Annotated in this window: 20 protein-coding genes; 10 read left to right on the forward strand and 10 right to left on the reverse strand. The window is 56.3% G+C overall.

Annotation, left to right across the window (positions count from 1 at the left end):
• Nucleotides 1-657: 657 nt before the first annotated feature.
• The 7 genes from fabI to ACIPDS_RS03025 all read right to left on the reverse strand — a co-directional run bounded on the left by fabI (nt 658) and on the right by ACIPDS_RS03025 (nt 9,225).
• Nucleotides 658-1,446: an enoyl-ACP reductase FabI gene (gene fabI, locus ACIPDS_RS02995; protein ID WP_166514031.1), complete on the reverse strand. Its 789-nt coding sequence runs from the start codon at nt 1,444-1,446 to the stop codon at nt 658-660.
• 81 nt (nt 1,447-1,527) lie between these two features.
• Nucleotides 1,528-2,334 (reverse strand): putrescine export ABC transporter ATP-binding protein SapF, encoded by an 807-nt coding sequence (gene sapF / locus ACIPDS_RS03000; RefSeq protein ID WP_166514030.1) that lies wholly within the window; start codon nt 2,332-2,334, stop codon nt 1,528-1,530.
• 1 nt (nt 2,335) lies between these two features.
• On the reverse strand, nt 2,336-3,328 hold the full coding sequence (sapD, locus tag ACIPDS_RS03005) for a putrescine export ABC transporter ATP-binding protein SapD (RefSeq protein WP_166514029.1): 993 nt from the start codon (nt 3,326-3,328) through the stop codon (nt 2,336-2,338).
• Nucleotides 3,328-4,218, reverse strand: a complete 891-nt coding sequence (gene sapC, locus ACIPDS_RS03010) for a putrescine export ABC transporter permease SapC (RefSeq protein ID WP_166514028.1) — start codon at nt 4,216-4,218, stop codon at nt 3,328-3,330. The genes sapD and sapC overlap by 1 nt, the downstream gene beginning before the upstream one ends.
• Nucleotides 4,205-5,170 carry a putrescine export ABC transporter permease SapB gene (sapB, locus tag ACIPDS_RS03015; protein ID WP_400732463.1) on the reverse strand — a complete coding sequence of 322 codons (966 nt, stop codon included), beginning with the start codon at nt 5,168-5,170 and terminating at the stop codon, nt 4,205-4,207. Before sapB ends, sapC begins: the two co-directional genes overlap by 14 nt.
• Nucleotides 5,167-6,819, reverse strand: coding sequence for an ABC transporter substrate-binding protein SapA (sapA, locus tag ACIPDS_RS03020; protein ID WP_400732466.1), 1,653 nt, complete (start codon nt 6,817-6,819; stop codon nt 5,167-5,169). Before sapA ends, sapB begins: the two co-directional genes overlap by 4 nt.
• 90 nt (nt 6,820-6,909) lie before the next feature.
• Nucleotides 6,910-9,225: a helix-turn-helix domain-containing protein gene (locus tag ACIPDS_RS03025; RefSeq protein WP_400732469.1), complete on the reverse strand. Its 2,316-nt coding sequence runs from the start codon at nt 9,223-9,225 to the stop codon at nt 6,910-6,912.
• A 172-nt stretch (nt 9,226-9,397) separates the two neighbouring features.
• Here ACIPDS_RS03025 and ACIPDS_RS03030 point away from each other — a divergent pair, with 172 nt between their 5' ends.
• Complete coding sequence (locus ACIPDS_RS03030) at nt 9,398-10,570, forward strand: M20 aminoacylase family protein (protein WP_400732472.1); 1,173 nt, start codon at nt 9,398-9,400, stop codon at nt 10,568-10,570.
• A 23-nt stretch (nt 10,571-10,593) separates the two neighbouring features.
• A complete protein-coding gene (locus ACIPDS_RS03035; RefSeq protein WP_400732475.1) occupies nt 10,594-11,985 on the forward strand; it encodes an MFS transporter in 1,392 nt (463 codons plus the stop codon).
• Here ACIPDS_RS03035 and pspF read toward each other — a convergent pair.
• Nucleotides 11,976-12,944 (reverse strand): phage shock protein operon transcriptional activator, encoded by a 969-nt coding sequence (gene pspF, locus ACIPDS_RS03040; RefSeq protein ID WP_400732478.1) that lies wholly within the window; start codon nt 12,942-12,944, stop codon nt 11,976-11,978. The two genes, ACIPDS_RS03035 and pspF, sit on opposite strands and share 10 nt — an antisense overlap.
• 167 nt (nt 12,945-13,111) lie before the next feature.
• Between pspF and pspA the strand changes: the two genes are divergently transcribed.
• From pspA to tyrR, 7 genes are all read left to right on the forward strand, one after another.
• Complete coding sequence (pspA, locus tag ACIPDS_RS03045; RefSeq protein WP_400732481.1) at nt 13,112-13,780, forward strand: phage shock protein PspA; 669 nt, start codon at nt 13,112-13,114, stop codon at nt 13,778-13,780.
• A 103-nt stretch (nt 13,781-13,883) separates the two neighbouring features.
• A complete protein-coding gene (gene pspB / locus ACIPDS_RS03050; RefSeq protein WP_062777676.1) occupies nt 13,884-14,108 on the forward strand; it encodes an envelope stress response membrane protein PspB in 225 nt (74 codons plus the stop codon).
• Nucleotides 14,108-14,467, forward strand: a complete 360-nt coding sequence (pspC, locus tag ACIPDS_RS03055; protein WP_166514020.1) for an envelope stress response membrane protein PspC — start codon at nt 14,108-14,110, stop codon at nt 14,465-14,467. The genes pspB and pspC overlap by 1 nt, the downstream gene beginning before the upstream one ends.
• 14 nt (nt 14,468-14,481) lie before the next feature.
• Nucleotides 14,482-14,700, forward strand: a complete 219-nt coding sequence (gene pspD / locus ACIPDS_RS03060) for a phage shock protein PspD (RefSeq protein WP_062777672.1) — start codon at nt 14,482-14,484, stop codon at nt 14,698-14,700.
• A gap of 33 nt (nt 14,701-14,733) precedes the next feature.
• A complete protein-coding gene (locus ACIPDS_RS03065) occupies nt 14,734-16,131 on the forward strand; it encodes a YcjX family protein (RefSeq protein ID WP_400732486.1) in 1,398 nt (465 codons plus the stop codon).
• Entirely contained in the window at nt 16,128-17,183 is a 1,056-nt protein-coding gene (locus ACIPDS_RS03070) for a TIGR01620 family protein (protein ID WP_400732488.1), read from the forward strand. Before ACIPDS_RS03065 ends, ACIPDS_RS03070 begins: the two co-directional genes overlap by 4 nt.
• A 550-nt stretch (nt 17,184-17,733) precedes the next feature.
• A complete protein-coding gene (gene tyrR, locus ACIPDS_RS03075; protein WP_166514017.1) occupies nt 17,734-19,275 on the forward strand; it encodes a transcriptional regulator TyrR in 1,542 nt (513 codons plus the stop codon).
• Nucleotides 19,276-19,325: 50 nt separating this feature from the next.
• Here the strand turns inward: tyrR and tpx are convergent, their stop codons facing one another.
• Nucleotides 19,326-19,832, reverse strand: a complete 507-nt coding sequence (gene tpx, locus ACIPDS_RS03080) for a thiol peroxidase (protein WP_166514016.1) — start codon at nt 19,830-19,832, stop codon at nt 19,326-19,328.
• A 100-nt stretch (nt 19,833-19,932) separates the two neighbouring features.
• On the opposite strand from tpx, the gene ycjG reads away from it, so the two are divergent.
• On the forward strand, nt 19,933-20,898 hold the full coding sequence (gene ycjG / locus ACIPDS_RS03085; RefSeq protein ID WP_400732492.1) for an L-Ala-D/L-Glu epimerase: 966 nt from the start codon (nt 19,933-19,935) through the stop codon (nt 20,896-20,898).
• Here ycjG and mpaA read toward each other — a convergent pair.
• On the reverse strand, nt 20,889-21,608 hold the full coding sequence (gene mpaA, locus ACIPDS_RS03090; RefSeq protein WP_400732495.1) for a murein tripeptide amidase MpaA: 720 nt from the start codon (nt 21,606-21,608) through the stop codon (nt 20,889-20,891). The genes ycjG and mpaA overlap by 10 nt on opposite strands.
• Between the last annotated feature and the right edge of the window lie 106 nt (nt 21,609-21,714).

The raw sequence follows: 21,714 nt of genomic DNA on the forward strand, positions 1-21,714 counted from the left end.
AAGGTGATGTTGCCGGATCGTTATAGATAAGTATCCTGGCGCATGCGTGACGAGGGAGAAAATATTGTTCGGTGATAATTAATAACTTACAGGAATAACAAAGAGGAAAGGGGAGGCATCGGCGCGGCTCCCGGGGTCGGCGTAAACGCCTCGCCCGGGCTACGGCCCGCGTAGGCCGGATAAGGCGCAGCCGCCATCCGGCGATGTGCGGGTTATGCCTGATGGCGCTACGCTTATCAGGCCTACGGGAGATTGTACCCCGGGGGCGGCATACACGCCTCGCCCGGGCTAAGGCCCGTGTAGGCCGGATAAGGCGCAGCCGCCATCCGGCAATGTGTGCGTTGTGCCTGATGGCGCTACGCTTATCAGGCCTACGTGAGATTGTACCTTGGGTCGGCATAAACGTCTCGCCCGGGCTACGGCCCGCGTAGGCCGGATAAGGCGCAGCCGCCATCCGGCGATGTGCGGGTTATGCCTGATGGCGCTAGGCTAATCAGGCCTACGGGAGATTGTACCCGGGGTCGGCATAAACGCCTCGCCCGGGCAACGGACCGTGTAGGCCGGATAAGGCGCAGCCGCCATCCGGCGATGTGCCGAGAGAGAGCGGTAGCCCGGCCGAGCAACGCGACGCCGGGATGCTCCGGGGAGGTGTGGAACTTACTTCAACTCCAGCTCGTTCATCGCCGCGATGCTGAAGCCGCCGTCAACGTGCACAATCTCACCGGTAATTCCGGCGGACAGATTTGAGCACAGGAAGGCCGCGGAATTGCCCACGTCTTCAATTGTCACCGTGCGACGAATTGGCGTCACCGCTTCGCAATGCGCCAGCATTTTGCGGAAATCCTTGATACCGGACGCGGCAAGCGTACGGATAGGACCGGCAGAGATGGCATTCACGCGAATTCCTTCCGGGCCCATGGCGTTTGCCATATAACGCACGTTGGCTTCCAGAGACGCCTTTGCCAGGCCCATCACGTTGTAGTTAGGGATAGCCCGCTCGGCCCCCAGATAGGACAGTGTCAGTAGGGCAGAGTCTGGGTTAAGCATACTGCGGCAGGACTTTGCCATCGCCACAAAGCTATAAGCGCTGATGTCGTGGGCGATTTTAAAACCCTCGCGCGTCACCGCGTTAACATAATCGCCGTCCAACTGATCTGCGGGCGCAAAACCAATGGAATGCACGAAACCGTCAAATTTCGGCCACACTTTTGCTAAGTCGATAAACAGGGATTCGATGCTTTCATCGACAGCCACATCGCAAGGCAGGACAATGCTGGAATCCAGCGCGGCGGCAAAATCTTCCACCCGGCCTTTCAGTTTGTCGTTTTGATACGTGAACGCCAGTTCAGCCCCTTCTCGGTGCATCGCCTGAGCGATACCGTAGGCGATAGACAGTTTGCTGGCCACGCCAGTAATCAGAATGCGCTTACCGGAAAGAAAACCCATCGCTATTCATCCTCTTAGTCAGCGTTATAGCGGCCTGCAAAAATAACAGGCCACCGTTAAACATGATTTGTCGCGTAAAGGTTAGCGGTCTTTACGCCAGGCATCGGCGGTAAGAGCCTCGCCAAAGTGGCCTGCAATCAACCGCTTGGTTAAATCGTGCAGCGGGGAGGCCAGAACATCGGCGGTACTGCCGCGCTCAACGACCTCGCCCTGATGCATCACCAGTACCTGGTCACTGATATGCTTCATCATCCCCAAATGCTGCGTCACATAGATATATGAGATGCCTTGCTTCTCTTGTAACTCCAGCATCAGGTTTACCAGCTGCGAACGCATCGACATATCCAGCGAAGCCAGCGCTTCATCGCAGATAATCACTTTTGGACGCAAAATTAGCGCGCGCGCCAGCCCCAGACGCTGCTTCTGCCCCGGCGCCAGCATATGCGGATAATAACTGACGTGATCGGGTAACAGACCGACCAGCCGCAGGGTGTCGATAATCTGCTTACGTCGGGCTTCCGCTTCCAGATCGGTATTGAGCCGCAGCGGGAAGTCGAGGATCTGCGAGATACGCTGACGCGGGTTCAGCGAGGTGCTCGGATCCTGAAATATCATTCGGATGCGCTGGCTGCGGAAAGAGTAATCGCCATACTCCAGTGGATGATCGTCAATAAACAACTCACCGGTCGTCGGCTCGACCATCCCCGCCAGCATTTTCGCCAGCGTAGATTTACCGGAGCCATTCTCACCAATAATCGCCAGCGTCTGTTTTTCACGCAGCGTAAAGCTCAGCGGCTTGACCGCCTGTAGCGTTTGCCGATGGAACCAACCGGTGCGGTAGCGAAAGGTCTTACTCAGATTGCGCACTTCAAGCAAGGTTTCGACCATGTCACTCTTTCTCCATATTGAGCGGGAAATGACAGGCGAACAGGTGATTCTTCGCTCCCGTCAGACGCGGGGTTTCAATACATTTTCGCTGGGCGTAAGGGCAGCGCGGCCCCAGACGACAGCCCATCGGTAGCTGTTCCAGCAGCGGAATCGCGCCAGAAAGGGTATTCAACCGGCTTTTATGTGGCATCGAGCGGCCAAAATCGGGAATGGCCCGGATTAACGCCTGGGTATAAGGATGATGGGGAATGGTCACCAGTTCTTCACTTGGCGCGCTCTCAACCGTCTGCCCGCAGTACATGACGTTAATCTTATCCGCCCAATGGGTCAGCATCTGCAAATCGTGAGAAATCAGCAGGATGGTGGTGTTGTTGTTTTGGTTAAGACCGGTCAACAAACGGAAAATTTGCGCCTGAGTGGTCGGCTCCATGGCGTTGGTCGGCTCATCGGCAATCAGCAGACGCGGCTGGTTGGCGAGGGCGATGGCGATCATCACCTTCTGACACTCGCCTTCCGTCAACTCATAAGGGAAGCTGCGCATCGCATCTTTGTGATCTTTTATGCCGACTCTATGCAATAGCTCAATGGCGCGACGTTTCCGCCAGCCAAATCGCTGCCACCAGCGGCCTTTAAAGGTCCAGCCGGGAATGTTCTGCATCAGTTGCTCGCCAACCCGTTCCGACGGATCAAGACACGACTGCGGCTCCTGGAAAATCATCGACACGTTGTGTCCGACCAACCGCCGACGCTCGCGATTCGACAGGCGCAGCAGGTCGATATCGTCAAAACGCATACGGTCGGCGGTGACCCGCCAGTTATCTTTGGTGACGCCGCAAATCGCTTTGGCGATAAGGCTTTTTCCCGAACCGGACTCGCCGACCAGACCACGGATCTCGCCTTCGGCAAGCGTCATGCTCACGCGGTCGACGGCCTTTACCCAGCCTTCGCTGGTTTTAAATTCGATGGTTAAATTACGAATATCAAGTAACGGCATTATTCCACCCCGGCATTAATAGCCCGGCGAATACCGTCGCCCAGCAGGTTAACCAGCAGAACGCTGACCATAATGGCCGCGCCTGGCAGCATGACGGTCCACGGCGCCACATAAATCAGCTCCAGCGCATCGCCCAGCATCGCTCCCCATTCAGGCGACGGTAGCTGTGCGCCCAAATCCAGGAAGCCGAGCGCTGCGATATCGAGGATGGCCATCGACAAGGCACGGGTGATCTCCGTGACCAGCCCAGCGGCGATGTTAGGTAAAACAGCAAACCACAGGATATTTAAGGTCGTCGCGCCGTCGAGACGGGCGGCAATGACATAGTCTCGTTCCAGCTCGTCATGAACCATGCTGTAGATGGAGCGCACCATACGTGGCAAAAGGGCCAGCCAGACAGCGAACATGGCATGGGACAGATGCGGCCCGGCAAACGCCACCACGATAATCGCCAGCAGCAGGGATGGAATCGACAGCAGGGTATCGAGAATGTGGTTAAGCATCGCCGAGCGCAGGCCGCGCGTGGAACCCGCGAATGCACCGAGCACCAGGCCAAAGACGGTGGCGGCGAGAGTCACCACAAACGCTCCCCCGACGGTCGGCGCCGCGCCGCTCAGCAGACGGCTTAAGACATCACGACCTAAATCATCGGTACCCAGGAAGAAGGAGACTTCCCCATAGCGCGACCATGACGGCGGCAGCAACTGATACCCAAGGAACTGCTGATCGATGCCGTACGGGGAAAACCATCCGCCAAAGACGCACAGCAGCACGAGCCCGATACAGCCATAGAAACCGATCATTGCGACGGTGTCGCCGTAGAATTTACGCCACACGGTTCGCAGAGCGCCCGGCGGGCGCTTCTCGAGGTAGACGCTATCGTAAGGCATACCATTCCTTATGTTTCAGCGGGTTAGCCATAGCCCCCAAAATATCGGAGATCACGTTAATAATAATGACCAGCGCACCAATCACCATCACGCCCGCCGAGATGGCGGCGTAGTCTTGTTGACGGATGGCGTTAATCATCCAGCGCCCAAGACCTGGCCAGTTAAAGACCATTTCGGTAATCATCGCCAGCGTCAGCATGGTCGAAAATTGCAGGCCCAGACGGGGGATGACGGGCGGCAGCGCATTGTGCAGGACGTGACGACGTAATATCGTCAGCCGCGATACCCCGCGAGTGGCGGCGGCTTTCACGTAGTTGGTGTCGTAAATGGCGATGGTGCTGATGCGCATCAACCGCACCACCTCGGTAGTTGGCGCAACGGCCAGCGTCAGCACTGGCAGCACCATGTGGCGCACGGCGCTCATGATCATTTCGTGACGCCACGGCGAGTCGGACAACCAGGCGTCAATCAGCGCAAATCCGGTGACGTTCTTCACCTCATACAGCAGATCAAAGCGTCCTGAAACCGGCAGCCAGCCGAGCGTGAGCGAGAAGAAGAGCGTCAGCAACAGCGCCAGCCAGAACACCGGGATCGAAAAGCCGAGCAGGGCAAAGAAGCTAATCACTTTATCCTGCCACTTATTGTTAGAGATCCCTGCCAGCATCCCCACCGGAATACCAATCAGCAGCGCCAGGCCGAAGGCCAGAATGCACAGTTCCATCGTGGCCGGGAACACCTGGCGAAGCTGCTCAGAAATAGGCTGGCCATTAATACTGGAGACGCCAAAATCCCAGTGCATAACGCCTTCAAACCAGAATACCCACGCATTCCACAGTGAAGCTCCCTGCAACGGCGCATGCGGGGTAAAGTAGCTCAGGCTGAACCCGACCACCGTCAGAAAAAAGAGGGTGACCAGCAGCAGTAATAAGCGACGAAGAGTGAAAATAATCATGGTTTCTGCACCTTCTCTTCTTCCTTCTCCCGCGAAACACCGGCAAACGACGTGTTACCAAACGGGCTCAACACCAGCCCCTTCATGTCGTAGCGATACGCCTGTAGACGCAGCGAGGACGCCAGCGGCAGGATGGGCAGTTCGCGTGCCAGAATCTGCTGCGCTTCATCGTAGGCATCAATGCGTGAGGCCAACTGCTGCGAGTCCAGCGCCTTTCTTAGCACGTCGTCAAATTCGCGATTACACCAGTGGGCAAAATTGGTCTGCGAGTTTATCGCCGCGCAGCTCAGTAATGGCCGGAAGAAGCTGTCCGGGTCGTTACTGTCGGTGGCCCAGCCGGAGAGCGTCAGGTCGTGGTTCATGTCCATTAACCGCGCTTCCTGGAAGCGCCCCTCGACCGGCACAATAATCACTTTCACGCCAATCTGCGCCATATCCGCCTGGATGAGTTCGGCGGTTTTCAGCGGGCTTGGGTTCCACGCCTGGGAGCTGGTGGGCACCCAAAGATGCAGCGTTAACTTACTTAGCCCCAGCGCCTGTAACCGTCGACGCGCCTCTTGCGGATTGTATTCCGTAATTTTAGCTTCGTTATCGTAAGCCCAGGAGGCGCGCGGCAAAATAGAAGCGGCCGTTTCAGCGGTGCCGTAATAAATTGACTGCATCAGACGTTGGTTATTAATCGCCAATGAGAGGGCATGACGGACTTCAGGATTATTTAACGGCGGCTTATCGGTATTAAAGGCCAGATAAGCGATGTTCATCCCCGGACGCAGCGTCAAGCGCAGACGGGGATCGTCGCGCAGGATGGTTAACTGACTGGCCGCCGGCCACGCAAGCACATCACATTCGCCGGTGAGCAGTTTGGATAAGCGTCCGGTGCCGCCGGAACCCAAATCGACCACCACCTGCGGCATCAACGGAGTGCCGCGCCAGAATTTTGCGTGACGTTGCAGGCGGATGTACTGCCCGGACTGGTATTCGTCAAGCAAGAACGGCCCGGTGCCAACCGGCTGGCGGTCGAGCAATTCCTGATGATCTTCTTTTGCCAGCTTATTGGCATATTCAGCCGACATCACCGAAGCATAATGGGTTGCCAGATGCCACAGGAATGAGGCATCCGGGCGAGTCAGACGAAACTCCACCGTGTGGCTGTCGAGTTTGCGTATGCTCTGCACGCTATCGGCAAATTGCAGACTGTCAAAATAGGGGAACGCGCCGCCGTTGACGTTATGCCACGGGTGATTGCGGTCAAAAATACGCTCGAATGTGAACACCACATCGTCGGCATTTAACGCGCGCGTTGGCGTAAACCAGCGGGTGGTCTGGAACTTCACGTTATTACGCAGGTGGAAGCGGTAGGTCGCGCCGTTATCCAGCACCTCCCAGCTTTCCGCCAGTTCCGGCACCAGGCGATAGGTATAAGGGTCGACGTCGAGCAGGCGGTCATAAAGCTGAGCCGCCAGCGTATCGACGATAAGCCCGCTGCCCGCTTTTTGTGGGTTGAACGTGTTGACCTGCCCACTGACGCAGTAGACAAACCCGCTGTCGCGAATATCGGCACGGGGTGGCGCGAGCGGCTGCGGCGCGGCAAGGGCCTGACCGCAAAGTAACCCCAGCGCCGCCAGAAATGATGACAAATTCAGGCGCATAGTTTCGTTATATTTTCGATTGATCTGCAAAGTGTATCGCACTTAAGGCTATCAGGTACAAATGTCTACGCCCAACCGCTGTAAAAGTCGTCAATTGAGCGGGGTGAGCTCGTATAACACCACGCCGTTGCTCTCCAGTGCGTCGAGCACCTGCCAGTTCTCGGAAATATTAATCTCCCTGACGCTGAGGGCGGGGCGGGTGGTGTGTAAAAGCCATGTCCAGGTCTCTTCGTCCGGGCCGCTGCTGCTTTCAAGCGACTCCAGCCGTGGAAACAGCGCCCCATGGTGTTGATCAAACTGATGGCGCTTTATCTTCCATCGCCCGCGTAATCCGGCAAGTTCGACCGGGCAAGATTGACGAAAACGCTGAATAAACGTCTCCTCACTGGAAAGCCACGGGTTGAACACCACCGGGTTTCGCAGCAGCAACTGGAAACGTCCGCGATGATGAAGAACTAAGACCTGCTTATCGTTCACCAGCACGTCACCTTGCAAGCGCTGCCACAACCACAGTACCCAGTAAATCGGTCGAGGTAAGGCGTGGTGATAGAGCAAGGCAAGGCTAGAGGTATCAAAGGTGCCGTTACTGCGCGCTTCGCCTTGCAGGCTTGAATTCAACCAGAAACCGCCGAGCGCAACCTGCTCGCTCAGACCCAGTAACGTATTGATGAGCAGCGCCCCGCGAAAAAACTCCCCGTTAGTGCGGCGGGTGCTGCCGGTGAGGGTGTTCCACGACAACAGCCAGATTGGCAGTGAAAGGTGGCGCTGGCGTAGCGCGCGTTGAATCAGACGAACTTTCTCAACCGGATAATCCTCCGTCGCCGCCAGACGAGCACGGTCTGGCGGCTGGGTATCGAGACATTCGTTGGCGTTGGCGGAACAGGCCAGAAAATCGGCTTCTTTAAGCAGTGGCGAATGGAAAATAGCATCGTCCGTTGTCGTCGCAAGCGGTGCGGGAAAACGATGCCAGATACCCAGTAACGAGTCGGGGGAGGCGTTATCAATAATTGTTTTTTGCTGCTGCCAGATTTTCTCACGTGAAGCAATGCTGGCCTGTGGCGACCAGTGCCAGACAAAGTGCCAGCTTGCAAGCGTAGTGGCGGGAAAGTGCTGGGCGCTCAGCCGTAAAAATTGCCGCAGCAGGTCCGGGCGCGTGGTCATATTGGTGTGAAGTAAAACCCGCCAGCCTTTCTTTGCGAGAAAGGTGAACGCTTGTTGCAGGGGATACCAGCAGGCGCACTCGGTGGTGAGCGGGGAATCCCAGCCGTCGCTAAATAAGCGACTGCTCAAAAAGGGCTCGTGAATATCGATACCGTCAATGGGGATCTGCGTATGCAACGCTTCCAGCGAACGGCGCACATCATCGCGCAGCAGATCGTCAATTTCACGAAGGGTGATGACCACCGGAACCTGACGCAGCGTAACGCGGCGAGGGGATGGCAAATGCAAGGCGATTTCCCGCGGCGGGGCGCTGCGCAGGGGCTGAGCGGTCTCCTCCCACGGCTGTTTTTCCGCACGATTAAGCAGCGTATAGAGCGTTTCGGCGGCAACGGGGCGGACATCATCGACGCCAGGCTCGACGTGACGGCCTCGTTTGCCGGCAGTTTCCGGGCGCAGACGATACTCCCGAGGCGTCATGCCATGACGGCGCTTAAACAGATCGCTCATCACGCGTGAGCTGGCAAAGCCCTGCTCCTGCGCAATGCGCTGCAAAGAATAAGGGGTCTCCAGCAACTGCTCTTGCGCTTTTTTCAACCGCAGGGCCGTAATGTACTGCATAAAGCTGACGCCGACCTCTTTGTGAAACAAGCGGGACAGCCAGGCTTCCGAAACCCGCTCCGCACGGGCGATTTCCGCAAGCGTTAACCGCTGATTGTACTGCGACTCAATGCGCGTCACGACCTGGCGGATCCGCTGGCTCCAGCCGCTATCGTGATACGGCACGTTGCGGGTTGACGGCACCTGGAAATGCGTCGCCAACAGCAATGCCAATTCGGCAAGCCAACGGTTCGCTTCAAGGCGTGACGGGGTTTCATGGCTGAGCAGGTGCGTCACCAGCAGCTGGCGCATCAGCGCACGCAGCTTGCCGTCATCCACCAGTCCGTGAGAGGACGGCGGGGGCACGTGATAGTCGAAGGCAAAAAAGTGGCTATCCAGCCGGGTTAACCAGTGGCTGGCAATGCTCAATATCATGACCGTGGAGGCCTGTGAACTTTGCAGCAGTGCCTGCTCTCCGGGGTTCAGGATAGTGATCCCACCTTCCGTCATAGCCGTCGAGCTGTGGCGAGTTTGCAGGTCGAGATGACCTTGCAATACCCACAACAGCGTCAGACGCTGCGGCTCATTTAGCGTCTGATGACGAATATCGCTCACTTCTATAGTGAAGTCGTTGCCTTGCTGCGTCATGGTTGCGCACCTCGCGGGACAAAAATAAGCAGATGAATTTTGTCATAACTAAACAGTATGAAAAACAGTCACTTCATTATTAGTCAAAATAAGACAAAAAATGGCATTTTAAAGCCGGGTGAGCGACATAAACTCGACGTTATCACTGTGAAGCAATAAAGGGATAACAAAAATGACACATCCTATCGTCGAAGCATTACAGACTCAGGAAGCGCGATTTACCGCCCTCCGTCGCCAGTTCCATCAGCAACCGGAAATCGGTTTCGAAGAGCATCGCACCAGTGAGCAAGTTGCGGCGCTGCTTAAGGAGTGGGGCTATGAGGTTGATTACGGGCTGGCGGGAACCGGCGTGGTGGCGACGCTGAAAGTGGGTGACGGTAACAAAAGGTTGGGGCTACGTGCCGATATGGATGCCTTACCGATGCAGGAAAACAGCGGCAAACCGTGGGCCAGCCAGACCGACGGGCGTTTTCACGGCTGCGGACATGACGGTCATACTACCACGCTGCTGTATGCCGCCGAATATCTGGCGCGTACCCGCCAGTTTAACGGCACGTTGCACCTGATTTTCCAGCCGGCAGAAGAGTTGCTGTACGGCGGTCGAGTGATGCTGGAAGACGGTCTGTTTGACAAATTCCCCTGCGACCACATTTTTGGCCTGCACAATATGCCGGGGCAAAAACTGGGACGGATTGGGCTACGCGATGGCGCAATGATGGCCTCGTCGGACACCCTGCATATTCAGGTTCAGGGCGTGGGTGGACACGGTGCCGTACCGGAGCATACGGTGGATGCCACCGTGGTGGCTTGCCATATCACGCTTGCGTTACAGACTATTGTCTCGCGTAACGTCAGCCCGTTCGATCCGGCGGTGGTGACCGTTGGCAGCATTCAGGCGGGTCATGCGCCGAATATCATTAATGACCATGTGCTGATGAAGTTGACGGTGCGCACGCTCAATGAGGATGTGCGCCAGACCGTCCTGCAACGTATTCACGATATTGCGATTGCCCAGGCCGAAAGCTTCAATGCCACCGCGACGCTCACGCATGTTAACGGCAGCCCGGTATTAAAAAACGATCCGCAGGCGAATGCGATGGTGCGCCAGGTTGCCACGTCATTGTTTGGTGAGGATGCGGTAGGCACCGTTTCTCCGTTTATGGGCAGCGAAGATTTTGCGTTTATGCTGGAGAAAAACCCGCAAGGTGCCTATTTCACCATCGGGGCCGGCGATGAGCCTGACCGCTGCATGGTGCACAACCCGGGATACGATTTTAACGACAGCATTCTACTCACCGGCGCCGCGTTGTGGTGCGGCCTCACCGAATACTATCTGCGCGCCTAGCGCTTTGTGAAAGAGGGCGAGCCATGAGTAGCGTTTCGATAAATGCCGCGCCGTACGTCGGCACTGACCGCCTGCTGGCGGGGATTGTATTAAGCGTCCTGACCTTCTGGCTGTTTGCCCAGTCGGTGATTAACGTGGTGCCGGTGGTCAAAAGCAGCCTTGATATCTCGCTTGAAACGCTCACGCTGGCCGTCAGCCTGAGCGCGCTGTTTAGCGGTTGTTTTGTGGTGGTGAGCGGCGGGCTGGCGGATAAATTTGGCCGCGTCCGCTTAACCACCATTGGCCTCGCGTTGAGCATGGTTGGCAGCGCGCTGCTGGTGGTTTCGCAAGGGCCGGTGCTGTTTCTGGCCGGCAGAGTGGTACAAGGGCTTTCTGCCGCCTGTATCATGCCCGCGACGCTTGCCTTAATTAAAACCTGGTACGCCGGGAAAGCGCGTCAACGTGCGGTCAGCTTCTGGGTGATTGGTTCATGGGGCGGCAGCGGCCTGTGCTCCTTCGTTGGCGGCGCTATTGCCACCGGTCTGGGATGGCGATGGATTTTTGTTTTCTCGATTGTAGTGGCGTTGACCGCGCTGTTATTGATTCGCACGACCCCGGAAAGCCGCAGCGAAACGGCGGGGCAGCATAAACTCGATATCAGCGGATTGCTCAGTCTGGTGGCGGCGTTAGTGCTGTTCAATCTGTTTATTGCCAAAGGCCATCATTGGGGCTGGAGCAGCCCGCTGAGCCTGTCAATGCTGATAGGCGCGGTGGCGGCTATTGTCTTTTTCCTGGGTACGGAAGTGCGCAAAAAAGAGGCGGCGCTGATTGACTTTGCGCTTTTTAAAAACCGTGCCTACGGTGCGGCGGTGCTGTCTAATTTTATGCTGAATGGCGCAATTGGCACCATGATGATCACCAGTATCTGGCTGCAACAAGGCCGCCATCTGAGTCCCTTCCAGACGGGAATGATGACGCTGGGGTATCTGGTGACGGTGCTGCTGATGATTCGTGTCGGCGAAAAGTTACTGCAACGCTATGGTGCCAGACTGCCGATGATGGGCGGGCCGCTGATTGCGATGGTGGGGATTTTTCTAATATCCTGCACCTTCCTGGAGACCGGCGTCTATATCGCCACGGTGTTCTTTAGCAATGTGCTGTTCGGTCTGGGGCTGGGATGTTATGCCACGCCATCAACCGATACCGCCGTGGCCAACGCCCCTGAAAGTAAAGTGGGCGTGGCATCAGGCGTCTACAAAATGGGCAGTTCGCTGGGTGGGGCGTTTGGCCTGGCGATGACCGCCTCGCTGTACGCGCTTTTCCTGCCGCAAGGGATGGCGACGGCGGCACAGTATGCGCTGTGGTTTAACTGTGCCTTATGTCTGGGGGCGATGCTGGTCAGCGCCGTTATGCTGCCAAAGTCACCTCAAAGCTGATGCTTTTTTAACAGCGCGCGCAGCTGATGATAGGTAAGCCCCAGCAGATCCGCTGCCTGCTTTTGATTGAACCGGGCCTGTTGCAGACTTTGCTGTAACAGCTCTTTTTCCTGGTCTAGCTGGAACTGGCGCAAATCTAACGGTAGCGCCAGTTTTTCGTTTGTCGGCTGAGGCTCGGATTGGCGCTGACGATGGAAAGGATCGATAACAATCTCATCGAGCGGGATTTCACTGCTGCCATGGCGATAGACCGAACGTTCCACCACGTTTTTTAGCTCACGGATATTCCCCGGCCAGCGGTAGTTCAGCAGCGTATCGCGGGCGCGCTCGGTGAAGCCCGGAAACAGCGGCAGCTTTAGCTCCCGGCACATCTGAATGGCAAAGTGGTCCGCCATTAACATAATGTCGCTCTGGCGCTCGCGCATCGGCGGCAACAGCACGACGTCAAATGCCAGACGGTCGAGCAGGTCGGCGCGGAAAGTCCCGTTTTCAACCAACTGCGGCAGGTCGGCGTTGGTGGCGCACACCAGACGAACATTCACCTGCAACGGCTGGCTACCGCCGACGCGCTCAAGCTCCCCGTATTCAATCACGCGTAATAACTTTTCCTGTACCAGCATTGGCGCGGTCGCCAGTTCATCGAGAAACAGGGTGCCGCCATCGGCGCGCTCAAAACGCCCCGGATGGCGCTTTTGCGCGCCGGTAAATGCCCCGGCTTCGTGGCCGAATAATTCGCTATCGAGCAAGTTTTCGTTGAGTGCCGCACAGTTAAGCGAGATAAACGGCCCTTGCCAGCATGAAGACAGATAGTGAAGCCGATTGGCGATAAGCTCCTTACCGGTACCGCGTTCGCCGATGATAAGCACCGGTTTGCTAAGCGGTGCCAGCCGGGAAACCTGTTCCAGCACTTCAAGAAAGCGGTTTGCCTCGCCCAGGAGGTTATCTTTGTATTCTGCCATGATGAAATTCGCCACTAGTTGGTGTAATTCGCCATTTCACTGTAGGTGTTTGCTGGGCAAAATTCAATCACTTCTTTTATAATCAATAAGATAAAAAGTTGGCATGGAACTTGTAATAGTCTTTACGCAGGGCTTAGCCCGATACACAGAACTATGAGGATTGAATTATGGGTATTTTTTCTCGTTTTGCCGACATCGTGAACGCCAACATCAACTCACTGCTGGAAAAAGCGGAAGACCCGCAAAAACTGGTGCGTTTGATGATCCAGGAAATGGAAGACACGCTGGTTGAAGTCCGTTCAACCTCGGCGCGTGCGCTGGCGGAAAAGAAAGAACTGAGCCGTCGCGTTGAAAAAGCACTGGCACAGCAGCAGGAGTGGCAGGAGAAGGCCGAGCTGGCGCTGCGTAAAGATAAAGAAGATCTGGCGCGTGCCGCACTGATTGAAAAACAGAAGCTGACCGACGTTATCGCCACGCTGGAACATGAAGTGACGCTGGTTGATGAAACCCTGACTCGCATGAAAAAAGAGATTGGCGAGCTGGAAAACAAACTCAGCGAAACCCGTGCGCGTCAGCAGTCATTGACGCTGCGTCATCAGGCGGCAAGCTCATCCCGCGATGTGCGCCGTCAACTGGACAGCGGTAAACTCGATGAAGCGATGGCGCGTTTCGAATCCTTTGAGCGTCGTATTGACCATATGGAAGCCGAAGCCCAAAGCCACGCTTTTGGTAAAAAACCGACGCTGGACCAGCAGTTCGCTGAGCTGAAAGCCGATGATGAAATCAGCGATCAGCTGGCCGCGCTGAAAGCCAAAATGAAGCAAGACAACCAATAATTCTTGCAGGCCCGGCGTCGCTATCACGCCGCGTCCGGGCTAACCGAACCAGATATTGAGCAGTACCGTGGGTACTGTGGCTCATAACATATAAGGAGTATCTATGAGCGCGCTTTTTCTTGGCATTCCACTGACGTTGTTTGTTCTGTTTGTGTTGCCAATTTGGCTATGGCTGCACTACAGCAACCGCTCGCGCTCGGGTGAACTCTCGCAGGGCGAAAAGCAGCGGTTGATGCAATTAACCGATGACGCAAAGCGGATGCGCGAGCGTATTCAGGCGCTGGAAGCCATTCTTGATGCAGAGCATCCCAACTGGAGGGACAAATAATGGCAGCCTGGGATTGGAATAAAAAGCTCTGGCGTATTCCAGAGCAAGGTATGGTGAAAGGGGTATGCGCAGGTATTGCGCAGTATCTCGATGTGCCGGTGAAGCTGGTGCGCATTATTACCGTTCTGGCGATGATCTTCGGTCTCTTTTTCTTTGTGGTGGTCGCCTACATTATTCTGACGTTTGCCTTAGACCCGATGCCGGAAGGGGCGAACTATAATGAACACCAGCCCACCAGCCGGGATTTACTGGATGCGGTGGATGCTGAACTGGCCGCTGGAGAACAGCGCCTGCGCGAGATGGAACGCTACGTGACATCTGATGTATTCAGCTTGCGCAGCCGGTTCCGTCAACTCTGAATAAGAGGTCAATGATGAACAATAAATGGCAGCGAGCAGGACAGAAAGTGAAACCTGGCCTGAAAATCGTCGGCAAGTTAGCGCTGCTGACTGCATTACGCTATGGCCCGGCGGGCGTTGCCGGGTGGGCGATTAAGTCTGTCGCTCGCCGTCCGCTGAAAATGGTTCTGGCGGTGGTGCTGGAACCGCTGTTGTCGCGCCTCGCCAAACGGTATTTCCCCATGGCAAAATAGAACATTGGCGTTGACAGGAGTGTGTAAAAAGCAATGAAGCGACTTAAAAATGAATTCAATGCGCTGGTCAACCGTAGCGTTGACCGGCATCTTCGTATTGCCGTGACCGGCTTAAGCCGCAGCGGCAAAACCGCTTTTATCACCGGCATGGTCAATCAACTGCTGAATATCCACACCGGCGCGCGTTTACCGTTACTGAGTGCGGTCAGAGATGAACGACTGCTGGGGGTAAAACGCATTCCCCAACGCGATCTTGGCGTCCCCCGATTTACCTACGATGAAGGTCTGGCCCAGCTATACGGTCAGCCGCCTATGTGGCCGACGCCAACCCGCGGCGTGAGCGAAATCCGCCTGGCGCTGCGTTATAAATCCAATGATTCTCTGCTGCGCCATTTTAAAGAAACCTCCACGTTGTATCTGGAAATTGTCGATTATCCCGGCGAGTGGCTGCTCGACCTGCCGATGTTGACTCAGGATTATTTAAGCTGGTCGCGACAAATGACCGGGCTACTGAATGGCCAGCGCGCCGAGTGGTCGGCAAAATGGCGTCAGCTCTGCGAAGGGCTGGATCCGTTAGCGCCTGCCGACGAAAACCGTCTGGCGGAGATTGCCCAGGACTGGACCGACTATCTGCATCAATGCAAACAGCAAGGGCTGCATTTTATTCAGCCGGGTCGCTTCGTATTACCGGGCGACCTTGCCGGAGCGCCCGCGCTGCAGTTCTTCCCCTGGCCGGAAGTTGACGGAGTAGGGGAAAGCAAACTGGCGCAGGCTGGCAAAGGCACCAACATGGGCATGCTGCGCGAACGTTTTAACTATTACTGCGAGAAAGTGGTTAAGGGATTTTATAAAGATCACTTCCTCCATTTTGACCGCCAGATTGTCCTGGTCGATTGTTTACAGCCGCTCAACAGCGGCCCGCAGGCGTTTAACGATATGCGCCTGGCGCTGACGCAACTGATGCACAGTTTCCACTATGGGCAGCGCACGCTGTTTCGGCGGCTCTTTTCGCCGGTTATCGACAAGCTGCTGTTTGCCGCGACTAAGGCCGATCATGTGACCGTCGATCAGCACGGGAATATGGTGTCGCTGCTGCAACAGTTGATCCAGGACGCGTGGCAGAACGCGGCCTTTGAAGGTATCACCATGGATTGTCTGGGGCTGGCGTCAGTGCAGGCGACGCAAAGCGGATTAATTGACGTCAACGGCGAGAAGATCCCTGCGCTGCGCGGGCATCGTTTAAGCGACGGCGAGCCGCTGACCGTATACCCGGGCGAAGTTCCCGCGCGGCTGCCGGGGCAGGCGTTCTGGGATAAACAGGGCTTTCAGTTTGAGAATTTCCGTCCGCAGTCAATGGACGTTGACCAGCCGTTGCCGCATATCCGTCTGGATGCCGCGCTGGAGTTTTTGATTGGAGATAAACTGCGATGAGCGACTCATTTAAACCACGGATTGATTTTGCCGGCCCGCTTGAGGAAGCCAGACTCGAACAGTTTAAATCCTCGCAGGCCTTTGACGGCGAGGCGGCAGAGAAATTCGCGCCGGTAAGCCTTGAAGAGTTAGAAAGCGAAGGGCAAGCCGAGGCCAGTGTCGAAGCCGCGTTGCGCCCGAAACGTAGCCTGTGGCGTAAAATGGTGGGTGCCGGGCTTGCGCTGTTTGGCGTCAGCGTGGTGGCTCAGGGCGTACAGTGGACGGCACATGCCTGGCAGACTCAGGACTGGGTGTCCTTAGGCGGTTGTGTTGCCGGTGCGTTGATTATTGGCGCCGGTGTGGGCTCGGTGGCGACAGAATGGCGCAGACTGTGGCGCTTACGTCAGCGCGCCCAGGAGCGGGATGAAGCGCGGACGCTGATGCACAGCCACGGCGTAGGACAGGGGCGAGCGTTTTGCGAAGGGTTAGCGCGTCAGGCGGGATTGGATCAAGCCCATCCGGCGCTTCAGCGCTGGTACGCGGCAATCCATGAAACCCAGAGCGACCGGGAGGTGGTCAGTCTTTATGCCCATCTGGTGCAGCCGGTGCTGGACGCTCAGGCGCGTCGTGAAATTAGCCGCTCGGCGGCCGAATCGACCTTGATGATTGCCGTAAGCCCGCTGGCGCTGGTGGACATGGCCTTTATCGCCTGGCGTAACCTGCGACTAATCAACCGCATCGCTAAACTGTACGGTATCGAGCTCGGCTATTACAGCCGTCTGCGTCTGTTCCGTCTGGTGCTGATTAACATTGCCTTTGCCGGTGCCACAGAACTGGTGCGTGAAATCGGTATGGACTGGATGTCGCAGGATCTCGCCGCACGCTTGTCCACCCGTGCCGCGCAAGGCATCGGCGCCGGGTTGCTGACCGCGCGTCTTGGGATCAAAGCCATGGAACTGTGTCGCCCGCTGCCGTGGCTGGATAACGACAAGCCGCGCCTGGGCGATTTCCGTCGCGAGCTGATTGGTCAACTCAAAGAGACCCTACAGAAAGGCAAATCAGCGGCGCAATAAATTAATCGCGCCGATTGCCGGATGGCGGCTGCGCCTTATCCGGCCTACAAATGAGTAGCCCGTCCAGGCGAAGCGCCGTCGGGACTGCTCCGTTGTCGATTGTTGCGCGATAATTCCCGCATTACGCTGTTACCAGTAGACAGGCAAATCATCGGTGTAATGAATTAACCGCGCCGATTGCCGGATGGCGACTACGCCTTATCCGGCCTACAAATGAGTAGCCCGGCCAAACGAAGTGCCGCCGGGGCTGCTCCGTTGTCGATTGTTGCGCGATAATTCCCGCATTATGCCGTTACCAGTAGACAGGCAAATCATCGGTGTAGCCCGGCCAAGCGAAGCGCCGCCGGGACTGCTCGCTTGTTGATTGTTACGCGATAATTCATACGTTACGCCGCCGCCACTTCTCTATTTATGCTCTCAAACGTATATCTTTACAGCAAACCCGCTGTTTTTCCGCCATACTGTCAATAATTGTTGACAGTCATCTTCCCGCCGGTGAAGAACTGTCTTATTATTCATACGTCTTTGGCTTTTAAGGGTGAATACTCCCATGCGTCTTGAAGTCTTTTGTGAAGACCGTCTCGGTCTGACACGTGAACTGCTCGATTTATTGGTGCTACGCGGCATTGACCTGCGCGGTATCGATATCGACCCTGTTGGCCGAATCTATCTTAATTTCGCGGAGCTGGAATTCACCAGCTTCAGCAGCCTGATGGCGGAGATCCGCCGCATTGCCGGGGTGACCGACGTTCGCACCGTGCCGTGGATGCCTTCTGAACGTGAACATCTGGCGTTAAGCGCCTTGCTGGAAGCGATGCCGGAGCCGGTGTTGTCGCTCGATACGCGCAGCAAAATTGAACGTGCTAACCCGGCAAGCTGCCAGCTTTTTGGCATGAACCAGGAGCGGATGCGCAACCACAACGTCACGCAGCTCATTAGCGGATTTAACTTTCAACGTTGGCTTGAGAGTGATGACGTGGAATCCATCGCCGAACATGTGGTTATTCACGGACAGAACTTCCTGCTGGAAGCCACGCCGGTCTATCTGAATGGCGAAAATGATACCCGCATACTGGGCGGCGCGGTGATTATGCTGCGCTCAACGCTACGAATGGGGCGCCAGCTGCAAACCATGACCACCCAGGATGTCAGCGCCTTCAGCCAGATTGTTGCCGTCAGCCCGCGTATGCGGCAGGTGGTGGAACAGTCGCGCAAACTGGCGCTGTTGACCGCGCCGCTGCTGATCGTCGGTGAAACGGGAACCGGGAAAGATTTGCTGGCGCATGCTTGCCATCAGGCAAGCCCACGTGCGGCAAAACCGTATCTGGCGCTGAACTGCGGTTCAATCCCGGAAGATGCAGTAGAGAGCGAGCTGTTTGGCGATGCGGCAGAAGGCAAGAAAGGATTCTTTGAACAGGCCAACGGCGGCTCGGTGCTGCTGGACGAAATTGGTGAAATGTCGCCGCGCATGCAGACTAAGCTGCTGCGTTTTCTCAATGACGGCACTTTCCGCCGGGTTGGCGAAGATCATGAAGTGCATGTCGACGTCCGCGTTATCTGTGCAACGCAAAAAAATCTCGTCGAACTGGTGCAAAAAGGCCTGTTCCGTGAAGACCTCTATTACCGCCTGAACGTGCTGACGCTGAATCTGCCGCCGCTGCGCGATCGTCCACAGGACATCATGCCGCTGACCGAACTGTTTGTTGCGCGCTTTGCCGATGAGCAGGGGATTTCGCGGCCAAAACTGTCAAGCGACCTCAACACCGTATTGACGCGCTACGGCTGGCCCGGAAACGTCCGTCAGTTGAAAAATGCGGTCTACCGTGCGCTGACTCAGCTGGAAGGTTACGAACTGCGTCCTCAGGATGTGCTGCTGCCGGATAATGATGTCACAAGCGCCGCAGTGGGTGAGGAAGCGATGGAAGGTTCACTTGATGATATTACCCGCCGCTTTGAGCGCTCGGTGCTTTCTCAGCTTTATCACAGCTATCCGAGTACGCGTAAGCTTGCCAAACGCCTTGGCGTATCGCATACCGCGATTGCGAATAAGTTACGTGAATATAATCTGAGCAATAAGAAGAGCGAAGATTGATAAAAAAACAGCCTCTGAAAAGAGGCTGTTTTTGTTTGGCTGCCGGGCAATTACGCTTTCAGCGCTGCCAGTGCGGCATCGTAATCTGGCTCGTTGGTGATTTCGTTCACCAGCTCGCTGTGTACCACTTTGTCGTTTTCATCGATAACGACAACAGCACGCGCTGCCAGACCTTTCAGGCCGCCGTCAGCAATGCCAACGCCGTAGGTTTGCAGGAATTCAGGCGCACGCAGGATGGACAGCGTGACCACATTGCTCAGGCCTTCTGCGCCGCAGAAGCGGGACTGGGCGAACGGCAGGTCAGCCGAGATACACAGAACAACGGTGTTCTCCAGTTCACCCGCTAACTGGTTGAATTTACGCACAGATGCGGCGCAAACGCCGGTATCGATGCTTGGGAAAATGTTTAACACTTTACGTTTGCCAGCGAACTGGGCCAGGGTGACGTCAGACAGATCTTTTGCCACCAGCGTAAACGGTTGAGCTTTATCGCCCGCCTTTGGGATAGAACCTTGAACGGCAACAGGGTTGCCCTGGAAATGTACGGTTTGCGACATGATTATCTTCCTGTTTACATATAGTTAACGTCTGCCCTAGTGTATGACATCAGGTGTTAACACGGCAAACGCTATTTGCGCCTGAATGAAAGGAGTGAAAATGAGAAAGCTGTGCGTATTTGAAGAAGCCTGGCCGCTACATACCCCGTTTGTGATTGCGCGCGGTAGCCGTAGTGAAGCCAAAGTGGTGGTGGTAGAGCTTGAGCAGGACGGGGTGAAAGGAACGGGTGAATGCACCCCTTATCCACGTTATGGCGAAAGCATTGCGTCAGTCATGGCGCAAATTATGGCGATTGGCGAACAGCTTGAACAGGGCATCACGCGCGAACAGCTGGCGAGCTTGCTGCCCGCCGGTGCGGCGCGTAATGCTGTAGATTGCGCGCTGTGGAGCCTGGAATGCGGGCTAGCTGGAGGTGACGTTGTCACGCAGCTGGGCGTCATGCTGCCGACTACGGTGACCACCGCACAAACGGTGGTGATAGGCACTCCTGAACAAATGGCCGCCAGTGCAAAGGCTTTATTTGATAGCGGGGCCACGCTGTTAAAGGTCAAACTGGATAACCATTTTATCAGCGAACGGATGGTTGCCATTCGTCAGGCAGCGCCCGAGGCGACGCTGATTGTTGACGCGAATGAATCCTGGCGCGGCGATGGCCTCGCGGCGCGCTGCCAGCTGCTGGCCGATCTCAATGTCGCCATGCTCGAGCAGCCGTTACCGGTCGGCGAGGACGAGGCGCTGGAAAACTTCATTCATCCATTACCGATTTGCGCCGATGAAAGCTGCCACACTCGCGAAGATCTGGCGGTGCTGCGCGGTCGTTACGATATGGTCAATATCAAGCTGGATAAAAGCGGAGGGCTCACGGAAGCGCTGTTGCTCGCCGCCGAGGCCGAGGCGCAGGGATTTGGCCTGATGCTGGGCTGTATGCTTTGCACTTCACGGGCGATTTCCGCCGTGTTGCCGTTGGCCCCAAGGGTCAGATTCGCCGACCTCGACGGGCCTACCTGGCTTGCCGCTGACGCCCAGCCCGCGCTACGTTTTACCTGCGGAACGCTTCATTTGTGACCGGCGGGTTGCCAGTGCAGCAGCCTGGTCATGGCGGCCAGATACTGCTCGCTGGCCTCATCTGCCGAGACCGGGGGAAATTCGGCGGTAATGCAGTGCAGGCTAATATCGTCGCACCAGCTGCCAAAGGAGCCCGGCGTCTCATACCCCACGCTGCTAACCAGCGGCAGGGTGAAGGCGTCGGATAACCATTGCCCCAACTCGCTGCGCCGCGCATCTTCGATGCAGGCCAGCGGATCGTGGAATGATACCACCCATGCCGGGTTAATCTGGTGGATGAGCTGACAAAGCGCGCGACTTTCCGGTTCAGAGCCGGGACGGCTACCGGTCGTCAGCACCACGTCGCGCTGCTCAGCGGCACTGTTCCAGCGATACACCGTTTCGCCCGCCTTCCAGTTAGCCGCGGGGAAATTGCGGTTTAAATCGACGCCATTGGCGTTTGCCCGCAGGCCAAGCTGACAGCCGTCCGGGTTGACCGCCAGAATAACGTGATGGCGGCGAAGTTCAGGGGCCAACGCACGTAACGCGCAGGAGAGGGTGACGATGGAGGAATTCTCGTCGCCGTGGGTTCCGGCAATAATCAGACCGCTCTGGGGGCCAGCTTCTGGCGCGGGAAACCAGATAAGCGGCGCGCCCAGAATGGAGCGGCCGTAATGTTGTGTCCCCTGCGGGAAAGCGCCGCGCTGGGCGCGAGGGCGGAGTGCAGACATGCGTCGAGTCCTGATGCTAAACGGAGATACTCAGCAGTGTTGTGCAAAAATCGCCGCGAATCAAATAGTTTCCTGAGTAGTAATTGACGGTACAAATCAAGTTTCT

Source organism: Kluyvera sp. NPDC087067, from assembly GCF_044745165.1.
Taxonomy (GTDB): Bacteria; Pseudomonadota; Gammaproteobacteria; order Enterobacterales; family Enterobacteriaceae; genus Kluyvera.